Annotated in this window: 18 protein-coding genes; 14 read left to right on the top strand and 4 right to left on the bottom strand. The window is 71.0% G+C overall.

Annotation, left to right across the window (positions count from 1 at the left end):
* The first annotated feature begins 4 nt into the window (after positions 1-4).
* Genes ACSU1G_RS30155 through ACSU1G_RS30170 form a run of 4 tightly spaced genes read left to right on the top strand, consistent with a single transcriptional unit; the run spans position 5 to position 2,467 of the window.
* Positions 5-370: a hypothetical protein gene (locus ACSU1G_RS30155; RefSeq protein ID WP_439284594.1), complete on the top strand. Its 366-nt coding sequence runs from the start codon at positions 5-7 to the stop codon at positions 368-370.
* 12 nt (positions 371-382) lie between these two features.
* Positions 383-637 (top strand): PspC domain-containing protein, encoded by a 255-nt coding sequence (locus tag ACSU1G_RS30160; RefSeq protein ID WP_439284596.1) that lies wholly within the window; start codon positions 383-385, stop codon positions 635-637.
* 38 nt (positions 638-675) lie between these two features.
* Complete coding sequence (locus ACSU1G_RS30165) at positions 676-1,707, top strand: 6-phosphofructokinase (RefSeq protein WP_439284598.1); 1,032 nt, start codon at positions 676-678, stop codon at positions 1,705-1,707.
* Positions 1,708-1,720: 13 nt separating this feature from the next.
* Positions 1,721-2,467: a GNAT family N-acetyltransferase gene (locus ACSU1G_RS30170; RefSeq protein ID WP_439284600.1), complete on the top strand. Its 747-nt coding sequence runs from the start codon at positions 1,721-1,723 to the stop codon at positions 2,465-2,467.
* A 62-nt stretch (positions 2,468-2,529) separates the two neighbouring features.
* Here the strand turns inward: ACSU1G_RS30170 and ygfZ are convergent, their stop codons facing one another.
* The 4 genes from ygfZ to ACSU1G_RS30190 form a co-directional block, all read right to left on the bottom strand.
* Positions 2,530-3,696: a CAF17-like 4Fe-4S cluster assembly/insertion protein YgfZ gene (ygfZ, locus tag ACSU1G_RS30175; protein ID WP_439284602.1), complete on the bottom strand. Its 1,167-nt coding sequence runs from the start codon at positions 3,694-3,696 to the stop codon at positions 2,530-2,532.
* 4 nt (positions 3,697-3,700) lie between these two features.
* A complete protein-coding gene (locus ACSU1G_RS30180; RefSeq protein WP_439284604.1) occupies positions 3,701-4,351 on the bottom strand; it encodes an FABP family protein in 651 nt (216 codons plus the stop codon).
* 147 nt (positions 4,352-4,498) lie between these two features.
* Positions 4,499-4,843: a hypothetical protein gene (locus ACSU1G_RS30185; RefSeq protein WP_439284606.1), complete on the bottom strand. Its 345-nt coding sequence runs from the start codon at positions 4,841-4,843 to the stop codon at positions 4,499-4,501.
* Between the two features lie 18 nt (positions 4,844-4,861).
* A complete protein-coding gene (locus ACSU1G_RS30190) occupies positions 4,862-5,692 on the bottom strand; it encodes a hypothetical protein (RefSeq protein WP_439284608.1) in 831 nt (276 codons plus the stop codon).
* An 87-nt stretch (positions 5,693-5,779) separates the two neighbouring features.
* On the opposite strand from ACSU1G_RS30190, the gene ACSU1G_RS30195 reads away from it, so the two are divergent.
* From ACSU1G_RS30195 to ACSU1G_RS30240, 10 genes are all read left to right on the top strand, one after another.
* Entirely contained in the window at positions 5,780-6,490 is a 711-nt protein-coding gene (locus ACSU1G_RS30195; RefSeq protein WP_439284610.1) for a winged helix-turn-helix transcriptional regulator, read from the top strand.
* A 10-nt stretch (positions 6,491-6,500) separates the two neighbouring features.
* Positions 6,501-7,466, top strand: coding sequence for a mycothiol synthase (gene mshD / locus ACSU1G_RS30200; protein ID WP_439284611.1), 966 nt, complete (start codon positions 6,501-6,503; stop codon positions 7,464-7,466).
* Positions 7,466-8,461 carry an NUDIX hydrolase gene (locus ACSU1G_RS30205; protein WP_439284613.1) on the top strand — a complete coding sequence of 332 codons (996 nt, stop codon included), beginning with the start codon at positions 7,466-7,468 and terminating at the stop codon, positions 8,459-8,461. Before mshD ends, ACSU1G_RS30205 begins: the two co-directional genes overlap by 1 nt.
* A 32-nt stretch (positions 8,462-8,493) precedes the next feature.
* Positions 8,494-8,853, top strand: a complete 360-nt coding sequence (locus ACSU1G_RS30210; protein WP_439284614.1) for a GNAT family N-acetyltransferase — start codon at positions 8,494-8,496, stop codon at positions 8,851-8,853.
* Between the two features lie 79 nt (positions 8,854-8,932).
* The gene (locus tag ACSU1G_RS30215; protein ID WP_439284616.1) at positions 8,933-10,705 is read left to right on the top strand and encodes a hypothetical protein; all 1,773 of its coding nucleotides are present in this window, start codon (positions 8,933-8,935) and stop codon (positions 10,703-10,705) included.
* Positions 10,702-11,727, top strand: a complete 1,026-nt coding sequence (locus ACSU1G_RS30220) for a hypothetical protein (RefSeq protein ID WP_439284618.1) — start codon at positions 10,702-10,704, stop codon at positions 11,725-11,727. The genes ACSU1G_RS30215 and ACSU1G_RS30220 overlap by 4 nt, the downstream gene beginning before the upstream one ends.
* Positions 11,724-12,119 carry a GntR family transcriptional regulator gene (locus ACSU1G_RS30225; RefSeq protein ID WP_439284620.1) on the top strand — a complete coding sequence of 132 codons (396 nt, stop codon included), beginning with the start codon at positions 11,724-11,726 and terminating at the stop codon, positions 12,117-12,119. Before ACSU1G_RS30220 ends, ACSU1G_RS30225 begins: the two co-directional genes overlap by 4 nt.
* Positions 12,116-12,919, top strand: a complete 804-nt coding sequence (locus ACSU1G_RS30230) for a thymidylate synthase (RefSeq protein WP_439284622.1) — start codon at positions 12,116-12,118, stop codon at positions 12,917-12,919. Before ACSU1G_RS30225 ends, ACSU1G_RS30230 begins: the two co-directional genes overlap by 4 nt.
* Positions 12,909-13,436 (top strand): dihydrofolate reductase, encoded by a 528-nt coding sequence (locus ACSU1G_RS30235; RefSeq protein WP_439284623.1) that lies wholly within the window; start codon positions 12,909-12,911, stop codon positions 13,434-13,436. The genes ACSU1G_RS30230 and ACSU1G_RS30235 overlap by 11 nt, the downstream gene beginning before the upstream one ends.
* Positions 13,433-13,651 carry an NF038396 family protein gene (locus ACSU1G_RS30240; RefSeq protein ID WP_439284625.1) on the top strand — a complete coding sequence of 73 codons (219 nt, stop codon included), beginning with the start codon at positions 13,433-13,435 and terminating at the stop codon, positions 13,649-13,651. The genes ACSU1G_RS30235 and ACSU1G_RS30240 overlap by 4 nt, the downstream gene beginning before the upstream one ends.
* Positions 13,652-13,660 lie beyond the last annotated feature (9 nt).

Here is a 13,660-nt window from a genome sequence, read left to right on the forward strand (position 1 = left end):
TGACATGACCACCCCCCGCCCCGAGTACACCCCCCAACATGATCCCGAGGGCGACGCCCTCGAGGACGAGATCACCCGCGGCACGGTGCACGACCGCCACTATGAGGCCAACCGCGCGGCCGACCGGGCCTTCGAGACCGACGGTCCGGCCGACGTCGTGCCCGGGGCATCCCAGGAGGGTTCAACCCTGCGTACCGGCACCCTCGTGTGGGGCGTGATCGCCCTGCTGGTGGCCCTATGGTCCCTGTCCGTCACCGTGCTTGACTGGAACGTGGACCCGGTGCTGGTGATGATCGGGCTCGCCGTGGTCGGCGGCGCGGCCCTGCTGGCCGGCGGCATCGCCGGCGCCACCCGAAGCAAGACCCGATAGAGGAGATCCACCATGGACACGTTGTACCGCACCCTGAGGAACATCCCCTTCCGCCGCGGCCCGCGCCGCTGGATCGGCGGCATCTGCGGCGGGATCGCCGCCAAGTTCGGCTGGGACCCGACGATGGTCAGGATCGTGGTCCTGCTCAGTTTCATCCTGCCGGTGATCGGCCCCGCCGCGTATGTGATCGCCTGGATCCTGCTGCCGTGGCAGGACAACACCATCCCCCTGGAACGCATGTTCCCCGGAACGCAACGACCTCTGTAGGTTGGAGGTTCCTGTAGCCCTCTGAAAGGACCCCCAGCATGCGCGTCGGCCTCCTCACGAGCGGCGGGGACTGCCCCGGCCTCAACGCCGTCATCCGATCGGCCGTGCTGCACGGGATCAAGTCCTATGACTACGAGCTGGTCGGCATCCGGGACGGCTGGCGTGGGCTGATCGAGGCGGACATGGAAGACCTGCCCCGGCAGAGGGTCCGCGGTCTGGCCCGCACGGGCGGCACCATCCTCGGCACCTCGCGCACCCACCCGTACAACCACCCGGGCGGCGGACCGGAGAACATCAAGGCCCGGATGGCGGAGAGGGCCCTGGACGCGGTGGTCGTCATCGGCGGCGAGGGCACCCTGGCCGGGGCAAAGCGGCTGGCGGACGAGGGCGTGCCCCTCGTGGGTGTGCCGAAGACGATCGACAACGACCTGAAGGCCACGGACTACACCTTCGGCTTCGACACCGCCGTCTCGATCGCCACGGACGCGATGGACCGGCTGCGCACCACCGGCGAGTCCCACCACCGCTGCATGGTGGCCGAGGTGATGGGTCGGCACGTCGGCTGGATCGCCCTGCACTCGGGGATGTCCGCCGGCGCCCACGCCATCCTCATCCCCGAACAGCGCACCTCCATGGAACAGGTCTGCGAGTGGGTCAAGCAGGTGCATGACCGCGGCCGCGCCCCCCTGGTGGTGGTGGCCGAGGGCTTCGTCCCCGAGGGCCAGGACGATCCGCTGGCCGAGGGTGGGGCGGACGCCTCCGGACGGCCGCGGCTGGGCGGCATCGGCGAATGGGTCACCCGCCAGATCGAGGACACCACCGGGATCGAGACACGCAACACCGTGCTGGGCCACATCCAGCGCGGCGGCGCCCCCACCGGCTTCGACCGCGTGCTGGCCACGCGCTTCGGCATGGGCGCCATCGATCTGGTCGCCCAGGGCCGGTTCGGGCAGATGGTCGCCCTGGACGGCACCGAGATCGTGCAGGTGGACCTGGCGGCAGCGCTGGACGGGCTCAAGGAGGTCCCGGCGCATCGCTATGACGAGGCCAAGGTGCTGTTCGGGCGGTAGTAGCGTGGACGGCATGCCCGTCAACACCCATACCCGTCAGATCATCGAGTTGGCCTGGTCCCGCATCCTGGGGATCGAGGACGGCGCGATCACCGAGGCGTCCGCCGCCGGGGGCCACCGGATCGAGGTGCCGATCGATGACCAACCCCTCGAGGACGACCGGATCGCCACCTTCGTCCGGCTGTACGGCACCTCCGTGCTCTACGGGCCCAGCTGGCTGCTGGATGCGGCGCGGGGTCTGGACGACGAGGTCCTGGCCCTGGAATCGACCATGATCCGCCTCGGGGCGGGGCACTCCGCCCGATCCCTCGGCGAATGGGTGCTGTACTACGCGGACGAGGTCCCCGAGCTGGACCGGTCCTCCACCGTGGCGGTGTCCTACGAGGCCGCGGACGCCCAGGAGGTGGAGGCCCAGTGCCCTGCCGATGACCTCACCGAGGTGGGCCTGTCCGGACTGGACTCCACCTTCACCCTCATTCCCGACGACGGCGCGGGCACCCCCGCCGGTCGGCCGGTGGCAGGTGCCGGGTACGAGGAATGGCAGGGGCTGATCGCCCACCTGGGCGTCCTGGTCCGTCCGGACGTCCGGCTCATGGGACTGGGGTCGTATGCCGGTGCGGTCGCGATGGAGGAGGCCGTCACGGAAGGCCTGATCCCCCAGTGGCGGGCGGCGCTGGGCAACACCGGGGCGCAGCGGGTGGCCGCATCACTGGGCTTCGAGCTGGCCGGTTCACAGACGACGATGCTGTTCGACCAGTAGGGCATGTCGGTCTGAGGCACTCCGGCTCGCGGCCCTTCCATACTGCCGGTCGCCCCTCCGGCTCAGCGACCGCCCTTGCGGAGGAATCCGGTCTGGCGCCCGAGGACCTGGCCGGCCTGCGGCGAGACCACCGTCTCCTGGGTCGCTGCGGTGAAGGACCAGCCGTCCTCGGCCGATCCGTTGCGCACCAGCAGCCCGGCCTCGGGGTCGGTGTTGCGCTTGAGCATGGCCAGCGCGATGGGGCCCATCTCGTGGTGCAGGGCCACGGAGGTCAGGGTGCCGACGGGCCGGGCCGTCGCCGCCTGGTCCTCCGTCTCCGGCCGCGCCACCACATCGGAGCCGGGCGCCGGCAGGGTGTGGCCCGAGCCGTCGAGCTGCAGGAACGTCAGGCGCCGCGGCGGCCGGCCCAGGTTGTGGACCCGGGCGATGGTCTCCTGGCCTTTGTAGCAGCCCTTGTCCAGGTGCACGGCGGTACGGACCAGGTCGACCTCATGCGGGATGGTCCGCTCATCCGTGTCCATGCCCTGCCGCGGGCGCAGAGCCGCTACCCGCAGGGCCTCCGAGGACATCGTGCCGGCCAGGGTCCAGCCCTCGGGCAGGGCCTCCACCCCGGACTCCGCCAGCACCGACGACGGCACGAGGTACTCGTTCCAGGTCCAGTCGGCCGCCGGGTGCTGGGCGGGATCCGGGTCGGCGGTATAGGGGAAACCGCCTTCGCCGATGGCCGGCCACGGGTCCTGCCACCGGGCGACGGCCACGGAGTCACCGTCCGCATCCCACCCGGGCACGGCCGCGGTCGAGCCGAGCACGGAGATCTCCCCGGTGCGGTCGGCGACCTCGACACGGGAGGCGAACCTCATGTTCTGCAGCCAGGCGGTCAACCCGTCGCTATGCCCGGGCTCCACGGTGAGCCAGGTCGTCTCGCCGTCGTCCACGAGGTGACAGTCGAATTCGATCCGGCCCTGGACGTCCAGGAACAGGGTCTCGCTCGAGGTACCGGGCGCCAGGCGGTCAAGTTTCTGGCTGCTCAGCACGTTCAACCAGGTCAGCCGGTCGGCGCCGGTCACGGTCACCACGCCGCGGTGCGACAGATCCACCACCGCAGTCCCCTCCGCCAGAGCCCGCTGCTCGGCGTTCGGCTGGCCATAGTGGGCGGCTACCGGGGCGTCAGGGCCGTTACCGGCCACAGCCCCCTTGACGGACAGCAGGGCAGAAGGCAGGACAGACACAGTCTCAGGACTCCGTTCGTGGCTTCCCGGGCGCCAGCCGCCCCTGGGTGGGGTCCGGCATCCGGTCGAGAATGGCCGAGGCATGCGGCTCTTCGCCGGCCTCGGAAGTGTGGGTGGCGTCCCAACGCCAGAACATCTGGCCGTTGACCAGGCCCATGATCCGGGATCCGCCCTCGTACGGCCCGGCGGCCGAACCGCGCAGGACGGAATCGGTGGCCAGCTCGAGCTGGGGGCCCTTGATCACGCCGTAGTACAGCTCGGTCAGGGAACCGGGGTGGGAGATCTGTGCGGTGATCGGGAAGGAGCCGTCCGGCCGGCGGAAGGTCTCCACATCGTCGGCGGACCGCAGGACGGGCACCACGTCGGCCGGCTGCATGCCCGGACCCGGGTCCCCGTCGCGGCGTTCCCGGTCCAGGGCCCAGAAGCCGTTCTCCACGGTGAGCGGGCGCAACAGGGTGCCGTCCGCTTCGCAGAGCCAGGATTCGGCCCGGTACTCGATGAAGGGCAGATGGTGGTCGGTGAAATCGATCCGCTGATAGAAGATCTCGGTCCCGTCCTCGCCAGAGCCGAGGCGCCCCTGCCCCTCCCAGGCGCCGATGAGCCAGGAGAGTGGAGCGAGCTCCGGGGTCAGGTCAAACGGGAGTTCAGTGGCCACGCGGGCTCAGCCTCAGCGCTGGCCCTTGTACAGGCCGGTCACCACGAGTACGGCGAAGGCCGCCATGGCCAGTCCGGCGATGACGAGCAGGGTGGTGAAGAAAACCTCAAGTGCAAGAATCGACATGTCCCCGATCCTACTCCAGAGCTAGTCCTGCCGCGTCTCATCGCCGTCGCGTCCCGCCACATGACGTCCGCCCTTGACCTGTTCCAGCCAGTAGGTCACGAACTCGTCCTCCGGGTAGGTGTCCAGGTCCCCCTGGATCGCCTGCAGGATCTGGTCCCCGTCCTCCGCGTTGACGGCGTCGATGCGCAGGACCTCGTCCTCGTCACTGCGGCGGCGCACCACCACGGAGGCTCCCACCACATCGGCCCCGGAACCCCCGAAGACCTGGGTGAGCACCCCACCGACGAACCGGAACGCCCGCTCAAAAGCGTCGTCCCCGCCCTCCTCCAGCGCAGCCGTGTAGTGGGCCGCGGCCATATCAGTCATGACATCTCCTCCCGCCGGTCAGACCGGCATGATCCTGAACACGAAATAGGTCACAAGTCCCGCCACTGCCACCGGGGCCGCACCCAGGGCCATCGCCGCGCGACGACCCGCGGGGCGGCCCGGGCCGTCCTCCGGCGCCAGGCCTCCCATCAGCACAAGCACCAGGCCGGCCAGGGCACCGGCCACCACGGCGCTCGGCAGCGGATACTCCGGCCAGGCTGCGGGCCAGATGCCAGCCACCAACCAGGGCGCGACGCCGGCCAGCACCACGGAGAGCACCGCGGACAGCCCCGCGCTGGTGCGCTTTCCGGCGCGACGCGGGGACGACACCAGTCCGGCCAGGGCCGCGAGCGCCAGGGAGAGGCCCACCGAGAAGGCGAGAGGGCCGGCGTCGTACCGGGTGAGGGCCACCCAACCGGCACCGCAGCACACCACGGCCACGCCGGCGATGGTCCCGGCGGTGGATTCCAGGCGGTGGGGGCTGCCGGAGCCACGGAACAGCTGGACCATGAACGCGGCCACCACCCCGAGGGCGATGGCCACCGCGATCGGCTCGATGAGTGAGGCCCCGAACTCCTCGGGGCCTTCACCGGGTTCCCGCCCGGGCCAGAGGCCCGCGGCCACGGCGGCGGCGAGTCCGGCCAGGCCGAGCACGGCGGTCAATGACTTCCGGGCGGGGGCGCCGAGCATCTGCGGCCACCCCAGGGCGACGACGACCACGAGCGCGGCCGCCACGAAGACCACGGCCCACACCGTCCACCCGGTACCGAGCCAGACCGCTGCAAGGCCTCCGGCGGCCACCAGCACGGCGGCGATCGCGGCCGTGCCGGCCAACAGTGGATGCTTCACCCTTCCATCCTGCCATTGACTCCATCCGGACACCGACCGTTCCCTATAATCGTCCTGACCCGGAAGACCCGGAGGAGGAGGCCCTTCATGGCCGTTCTGTTGATGCTCTCCGGCGCGTCTGACCGCCCCGAGGCGGTCCTGGACTCCCTGGCCTTCCTGGACCACCGCACGATCGCGGGACCACCGCGGGCCGAGTCGGTGCTGCGGCACCCGGAGGCCGACGTCGTCCTGGTGGATGCCCGCCGGGACCTCGCCGCCGCCCGCAACCTGTGCCGGGCCCTGGCCGCCGCCTCACCCGAGCTGCCGCTGCTGCCGGTCCTGACGGAGGGTGGGCTCGCGGGCTTCTCCCCGGCCTGGCGTGCGCGCGACTTCCTGCTGGACACCGCCGGCCCCGCCGAGGTGACAGCCCGGCTGCGTCTGGCGCTCCTGCCCCGGTCAGGCGCCGGCGAGGCCGTGTCCGCGAAGGATCAGCCGATCCGTGCGTCCGGGATCTATGTGGACGCCTCCACCTATACGGCTCAGGTCCACGGTGAGCCGATGAACCTCACGTTCAAGGAGTTCGAGCTGCTCAAGCACCTGGTGCAGCACCCCGGCCTGGTCTTCACCCGGGAGCAGCTGTTGCACGAGGTGTGGGGTTATGACTACTTCGGCGGCACCCGCACGGTGGACGTCCATGTACGGCGGCTGCGGGCCAAGCTGGGACCAGACCAGGAGCAGCTGATCGGCACCGTGCGCAACGTGGGCTACCGCTTCGTTCCCCGGGACAACGGCAGGGAGGATGCACGTCAGAGCGACTAGGGTTGGCCCCATGGACCACCCGCACGAATCCCCGACCTTGTCCACGAGCGCCGGCCAGCTCGAGGCCGCTCGGCTGCGAGACCTCGTGACCTTGGCCGAGGCCGCCGAACAGGCCGACGGCAACCCCCCGTTCTCCGACCAGACCTGGGTCGAGCTGCGCACCACGGACGATCCGGACCGGGTCCACACCGTAATCGCCTGGCTGGACCATCAGGAGGGGCGGGAGGGCGAGCTGGCGGGCGCCGCCGTCGCCATCTCGCCTGCACCCGACGACGGCGCCGAGGCCGCGGGAACACTGGAACTGGTGGTGCACCCGAACTGCCGTTCACAAGGGGTCGCCACCGCGCTGGCACGGGGCGTGCAGAACCGCCCCGGCCGAGCCGTCCCGTTGAACGCCTGGGCCCACGGCAACCACGCGGCCGCCGCCCGGCTGGCCGAGCAGTTCGGCTACACCCCCGTCCGCGAGCTGCTGCGGCTGCGCCTGACCCATCAGGAGCCCTTCACCGCACTGCCGCTGCCGGACGGGGTCACGATCCGCTCCTTCGTCCCCGGCGCCGATGACGCGGCCTGGCTCGCGGTCAACGCCGCGGCCTTCGCCAGCCACCCGGAACAGGGCGCCCTGGACCAGACCGACCTGGACGCGCGGATGGCCGAGCCCTGGTTCGACCCGGTGGGGTTCCTGCTGGCCGAGGATGCCGACGGCACCCTGCTGGGCTTCCACTGGACGAAGATCCATCCCGGGGTGGAGGACAGTCCTCCGCTGGGCGAGGTGTACTCGGTGGGGATCGCCCCGGCGGCGCAGGGGCGCGGCCTGGGCAGGGCACTGACCGTGGCCGGCATCCGCCACCTGCAGCAGCAGGGCGTGGCGGCCGTGATGCTCTACGTGGATGCGGACAACACGCCCGCCGTGGAGCTGTACCGCGCGCTCGGCTTCATCCGCTGGGACACCGACGTGATGTACGCCCCCGGCGCCTGATGAGCACCGAGAACCACCGCATGGTGGCCTCCCGTTCCACCGCCGTCGCCCTGGATGCCGGACCCACAGCTCAGGTCCTCGCCGCCGGGGTCCTGCCGTGGCGCGCCACGGGCCAGGGGCTCGAGGTCCTGCTGATCCACCGTCCCCACTACGACGACTGGTCCTGGCCCAAGGGCAAGCTGGACGACGGCGAGACCCTCCCCGAATGCGCGCGGCGCGAGGTCCTCGAGGAGATCGGGCTCGAGGTCGAGCTCGGGCTCCCCCTGCCGATCACCCGCTACACGATCGGCAACGGCAAGAAGACCACGAAAGAGGTCTGGTATTGGGCCGCCGAGGCCGGCCGGGTCACGCCGGTGCCGGACGGCCAGGAGGTGGACCGCACCCAGTGGGTCACGGCTGAGGCGGCCCGCGGGCTGCTCACCAACGCCACGGACGCCGAGCCGCTGGAGGCGCTGATCGCCGCACACCGGAACCAGACGCTGCGCACCGCCCCGTTCATCATCCTGCGCCATGCCAAGGCCAAGCCGCGTTCCTCCTGGTCCCGGGCGGAGGGCCAACGCCCGCTCGCGGCGACGGGCCGACGCCAGGCGGTGGCCGTCCGCCGGCTCCTGGCCGTCTGGGACCCGCAGAAGGTCATCACCTCCCCGTGGCTGCGCTGCGTGGAGACCGTGACCCCTTACGTCAAGGACACCAAGCGCGTCTTCAAGGAGGTGTCCGCCTTCACCGAGAAGTCGGCCAAGAACAAGCCCCAGAAGGCTCGCCAGGAGATGGCCAGACTGCTCGGCAAGCAGCGCTCGACCCTGTTGTGCACCCACCGGCCCGTACTGCCGCTGCTGCTGGAGGTGCTGGCCCAGAACATCGCGCCGGCCGTCCTGGCTGCCCTGCCGGAGAAGGACCCCTTCCTCTCCCCCGGGGCGCTGATCGTGGCGCATCAGGCCCTGGACCTCGGCGGGAAGATCGTCTCGGTCGAGACCTACGACGTCTGGGACGACTGATCTTCGCCGGCGGACTGGGTTAGGGTCGAGCCATGACCACCGGCGGCGAGCAGGACTCCGAGCAGGCACCCAAGATCGTCCACGACGAGTTGCGCGTGGAGCGAGACCCAGACCGCGGGCGGGTCGAGTTGTGGCAGCGGGACCAGTTCATCGGCTTCCTCGGTTACACGGAGCAGACCGTGGGCGATCAGGCCGTGGTGGTGTTGCAGCACACCATCATCGACGAGTCCTTCGGGCGCCGCGGTTACGCCCGGGCCCTCGTGACGATCGTGTTGGAGCGGCTGAAGGCCGAGGGCTACTCGGTCGTGCCCCACTGCTCCTATGTGCAGGACTACCTGCGGCGTTACCCGGAGTACCAGCCGATGGTGTTCGAGGGGCAACTGCCGGAGTAATCGCCGCTGCCCCTTTCCGGGTCGCCCCTTTTGAATGTGTCAATGACTTGATACATTGATACAGACACAAGGGGGCACCATGGGTGAAGTGGACGACGGCGGCCAGTGGCTCGGTTGGGCCGGCTCGGCTGGGCTGGGGCTGGCCCTCGGCCTCGGGGTGCTCTATCTGATCCTGCGCGGCACCGCGTGGAGTCCCGGCCGCGGGGACCCCGTCCGCGCCGTCCGCACCCACGCCATGATCACGGCCCTCATCGCCTTCTTCGCCTCGGGTACCGCCGGGCTGAGCAGGCTGCGGACCGCGGAGGAGTACCAGGTCTTCGGCGACGGCGCCTTCCCCGTCACCACCGAGACCGAGGGCGAGATCCACCGCACCATCATCAGTGCCCCCGTGCCCGGACTGACCTGGGTCGAAGGGCTCGGCATCACCCTCGGCCCCGTCCTGGGCTTCGTGCTCGTCTACGTGGTGGCCCAGTACACCTGGCCCCGGCAGTCCGGTGCCGTGCGGACAGCGCGGCTGAAGGACCGCCGGCCCGCTGATCTGCTGCCCCGGTACCTGACGGCCTTCACCGTGCTGATCGCGGTGGCCGCCCTTGGCCCGGTGGCCCTGACCTGGACCGTGCCGGGCGTCGAGGCCCGGCAGATCGACGAGCAATGGAGTGATGAGACGGGCAGTGGCGGCAGCTCGTGGTTCGAGGCAGGGCAGCGCGCCGGCACGGATGTGGTCCCGTGGCTGGTCCTGGCGCTGGTGCTGACCGGGGTGGGATTCATGGTGGTGCTGCAGACCATCGCCCGCCGGCCCCTCCTGTTCGGCCTGCACCCCCACGATGACGACCTCGTCCGGCGGATCGCCGTCAACCGGGCCCTGCGCACGGCCGCCGCCATGGTGCTCGGCATCAGTCAGATGGGCGCGGAGCCCGCCCCCTGGTGGGCCGGCCTCTGCATCGCCCTGCTGGTCGTCCTGCTGTTCTGGCGCTCGCCCCACGTTTCCGAGCTCGGCTCCCACACGGCATCCGGACGCCAGGCCTACGACGCCGGCCGCTCGCCCCGAGCGGTCAGCTCACCGTCACGGCCCGGGACCGCGCGCGCTGTACTGCGGCTACGCCTCGACGGGGCGACGATCGCGTGGACCGCCGGGGTCCCAATCGGTGTGATGGTCGCCTTCCTCCTCTTCCTCAGGGCCGCTCCGTCCGACCACGGCGGCCCGTGGTCCCTCCTCCTGTGGACTGCCCTGCCCTGCGCCGCCGCCCTGCTGATCTTGGGGTTCACCGAGCTGGGCGTCCGCCGCGGCCACTGCCCTGCCGATGCCCCCTCGAGCACCGGAAGATCCTCGCGGTGGCCCCTGGCAGCCCTGGGGCTGGCGGTGGTGCTGGCCGCGGTGTGGTGCGTGCTGTGCCTGGTCACGCCGGCCTTCCAGACCCGGCAGGCGGCCGAGCTGGCAGCGGCCCTGGCGGTCACCACGGCGGGCTTCGCCGTGCTCTGCCTGGCACTGTCCCGGCTGGCCCTGCGCCGGCCGGACCTCGGCCGTGCCACCCCCGCACAGGACGAGGCCATCCGCACCGGCGGGGCCAACCGCATCCTGGCGGTCGGCGCAGCCGGCGTCCTCGCCGTGACCGGGGCAGCCCTCCTGGCGGGCGTGCAGGTGTGGAACGGCTTCATCACCTCCGCCGTCTTCGACCCCGGGATCAACGAGTTGCCGGACGGCCTGCTGATGACCCGGGGCCTGCTGCTGTTCGCGCTGTTCGGCCTCATCGTGGCCTGCCTCATCGCCCCCGCCCCCGCGGTGCCCGGCGTGGCCACGCGACCGTCCCGTCCCGTTCCCGACCGGCTCCAGCAGGAGGTCCCCCAGCGATGACCGTGCTTCCCGTCCTCCTCCTCGGCCTGGGCCTGGCCCTCACCGCCCTCGCGATCCTGGTCTACGCCCTGGTCCGGCTGTCCGGCTGGTCCCCGGACGACGGCGCCCCCGTGACCTCGGCCCGGATGCACGGCTTCGCCATGGCCCTGATCGCCACCCTGGCCGTCCTCTTCGCCGTCTTCCTGCTCCAGGGGCTCGCCGACGGCGGCCTCTCGACGGACGGCCCGCAGGACGGCGCCGATGCCCGGCAGGGGGCCGAGGCCGTCGCGGCCCCCGCGCCGCCCCCGGACCCGGTGTCCGCCGTGCTGACGGCCGCCCTCCCTGCGCTACTGCTGCTGGGGATCTACGCGGTGGCCCAGCACACCTGGCCCCGGCAGACCGGACCGGTGCGCAACGCCCGCCTGGTGGCCCGCCGCACCCTGGACTACGTCCCGGGGCCCCTGCTGTGGGTCAGCGTGGGGAGCGGCCTCGTGGCGGTGGCGGTCGTGGTGGTGTCCTGGTCCACCCCAGGGGTCGACGCCCTGTACCTGAGCTACGTCACGCAGAACCACACCATGGGCACCTACACCGCCGGATCCCGCCCCGGAACCGCGTTCGCCCCCTACCTGGTCCTGGCGCTGGCACTGCTGGCCGCCGCCACCTGGGCCGCCACCGTCCTCATGGCTCGCCGCCCCTCACTGACCGGACTCTCCCCCGCAGCCGACGATGCCGTCCGGCGCCTCGCGGTGCACCGCATCCTCCGCACCGCTTCCGCGGCCACCCTCGCCGTGGCAGCGGTGGCCACCTCCAGCTGGGCCCAGGGGTTGCGAGGCCACGCCCACCGCACCAGGTACGGCGACCTCGAGGAGTTGGCCCAGGAGTATGCTGCGGGTATCACCGCGCCGGCACCGGATCTGTCCCCCGCGATCGAGCTGCTGGTCTACGGCATCCCCCTCGCGGCGCTGGCGGGGATGCTCGTCCTACTGCTCTGGCGCCCGGCGGCCCTTCACGACATCAGGGCCGCGAAAGTCAGCTCACCATGAGTGCCGAGATCACCCTGGACCTGTCCTCGCCGGTGCCGCCGTTCGAGCAGTTGCGGGCCCGGATCACCGAGCTGGTCGACGACGGCACGCTGGCCCCCGGTGCCCGGCTGCCCTCGGTCCGGGCGCTGGCCTCAGACCTCGGGATCGCCGTGGGAACCGTGGCGCGGGCCTACCGCGAACTCGAGGCCGCCGGGTACGTGCTGTCCCGCCGCCGGCACGGCACCACGGTGGCTGACACCCTGCCCGAGCGGCCGCCGGGGTCGCAGCGCAAGCCTCCGGCCGGCGTCGTGCAGGCCGCCGAGGACCTCGTGCGGAAGGCGACCGAGGCCGGTTTCAGCCGACAGGAGACGATGGATCTGGTGGCCCGGACGGCCAGTAGACTGGGCCGGTGAGCATTCCGACCCCGTATGAGGACCTGTTGGCCGAGGTCCTGGCCGACGGCGCCGTCAAGACCGACCGCACCGGAACCGGAACCCGCAGCGTCTTCGGACGCCAGCTGCGCTACGACCTCTCCGCGTCCTTCCCGCTGATCACCACCAAACGCGTGCACTTCAAGTCGGTGGCGCTGGAGCTGCTCTGGTTCCTGCGCGGGGACTCCAATGTCCGCTGGCTGCAGGAGCGCGGCGTGAAGATCTGGGATGAATGGGCGGACGCGGACGGTGAACTCGGCCCCGTCTACGGCGTGCAGTGGCGTTCCTGGCCCACGCCGGACGGTGGGCAGATCGACCAGATCGCCCAGGTCGTGGAGTCGATCAAGACCAACCCGGACTCCCGCCGGCACCTCGTCACCGCGTGGAACCCGGCCGAGGTGGAGAACATGGCCCTGCCGCCGTGTCACGCGATGTTCCAGTTCTACGTGGCGGACGGCCGCCTGTCCTGCCAGCTGTACCAGCGCTCGGCGGACCTCTTCCTCGGCGTGCCGTTCAACATCGCCTCCTACGCCCTGCTGACCGTCATGGTGGCCCAGCAGACCGGACTGGAACCCGGTGAGTTCGTGTGGACCGGTGGCGACTGCCACATCTACGCCAACCACGTGGACCAGGTCACCGAACAACTCAGCCGCAAGCCGTACCCCTACCCGCAGCTGCAGATCGCCCGCACCCCGGATGACCTGTTCAGCTTTCGGCTCGAGGACTTCGCGCTGGTCGACTACCAGCACCACCCGACGATCAAGGCCCCCATTGCCGTCTGACCCACCCCGTTCCACCAGCACCCCCTCCCGCATCGGCATGATCTGGGCCCAGTCCCCGGACCGGGTGATCGGCGCCGACGGGACCATGCCCTGGCACCTGCCGGAGGACCTCGCCCACTTCAAGGAGCTCACCCTCGGCCACCCCGTCATCATGGGCCGGCGCACCTGGGACTCCTTCCCGGAGAAGTTCCGCCCCCTGCCGGGTCGCACCAACATCGTGGTGTCCCGGCGCCAGGAATCGGCCACGGCCATGCGCCAGGCGGGGGCCGTCGTCGTCCCCGGGTTCCAGGAGGCCCTCGAGGCCGCCGCCGAGGCCGACGGGCTGGACCTGATCTGGGTGATCGGCGGGGCGACGCTCTACGAGCAGGCCCTCGATGTGGCGACGCTGGCCGAGATCACGGTGATCGACACCGACGTCACCGGAGACACCCACGCCCCCGCCTTGGACGGCCAGTGGGACCGCACCGCGGTCCAGGACCATGACGGCTACCGCTTCGAACGCTGGGAGAGGCCATGAGCCTGATGAACAAGACCACCCTGACCTTCATCGCGTTCATCGCCTGCCCGATCCTGGGCCTGGTCACCGCCGTGATGGGCCTGGTGATGATCTTCACGGGCAACGTGGTGATGGGCGTGGTCTTCCTCGTGGTGCTCACGCAGGTGTTCATCTTCGGCGGATTATGGGCCCTGAAGAAGCGCACGTCACTGACGTCTGACACCGAAGGCCCGTAGACTGGCCTA

It is taken from the genome of Microbacterium sp. A93, from assembly GCF_051842835.1.

What these genes read in the sequence shown, in the direction of transcription:
- ACSU1G_RS30155 (WP_439284594.1), top strand. Translation starts at nt 5, where the DNA reads ATGACCACCCCCCGCCCCGAGTACACCCCCCAACATGATCCCGAGGGC.
- ACSU1G_RS30160 (WP_439284596.1), top strand. Translation starts at nt 383, where the DNA reads ATGGACACGTTGTACCGCACCCTGAGGAACATCCCCTTCCGCCGCGGC.
- ACSU1G_RS30165 (WP_439284598.1), top strand. Translation starts at nt 676, where the DNA reads ATGCGCGTCGGCCTCCTCACGAGCGGCGGGGACTGCCCCGGCCTCAAC.
- ACSU1G_RS30170 (WP_439284600.1), top strand. Translation starts at nt 1,721, where the DNA reads ATGCCCGTCAACACCCATACCCGTCAGATCATCGAGTTGGCCTGGTCC.
- ACSU1G_RS30185 (WP_439284606.1), bottom strand. Translation starts at nt 4,843, where the DNA reads ATGACTGATATGGCCGCGGCCCACTACACGGCTGCGCTGGAGGAGGGC.
- ACSU1G_RS30195 (WP_439284610.1), top strand. Translation starts at nt 5,780, where the DNA reads ATGGCCGTTCTGTTGATGCTCTCCGGCGCGTCTGACCGCCCCGAGGCG.
- mshD (WP_439284611.1), top strand. Translation starts at nt 6,501, where the DNA reads ATGGACCACCCGCACGAATCCCCGACCTTGTCCACGAGCGCCGGCCAG.
- ACSU1G_RS30205 (WP_439284613.1), top strand. Translation starts at nt 7,466, where the DNA reads ATGAGCACCGAGAACCACCGCATGGTGGCCTCCCGTTCCACCGCCGTC.
- ACSU1G_RS30210 (WP_439284614.1), top strand. Translation starts at nt 8,494, where the DNA reads ATGACCACCGGCGGCGAGCAGGACTCCGAGCAGGCACCCAAGATCGTC.
- ACSU1G_RS30215 (WP_439284616.1), top strand. Translation starts at nt 8,933, where the DNA reads ATGGGTGAAGTGGACGACGGCGGCCAGTGGCTCGGTTGGGCCGGCTCG.
- ACSU1G_RS30220 (WP_439284618.1), top strand. Translation starts at nt 10,702, where the DNA reads ATGACCGTGCTTCCCGTCCTCCTCCTCGGCCTGGGCCTGGCCCTCACC.
- ACSU1G_RS30225 (WP_439284620.1), top strand. Translation starts at nt 11,724, where the DNA reads ATGAGTGCCGAGATCACCCTGGACCTGTCCTCGCCGGTGCCGCCGTTC.
- ACSU1G_RS30240 (WP_439284625.1), top strand. Translation starts at nt 13,433, where the DNA reads ATGAGCCTGATGAACAAGACCACCCTGACCTTCATCGCGTTCATCGCC.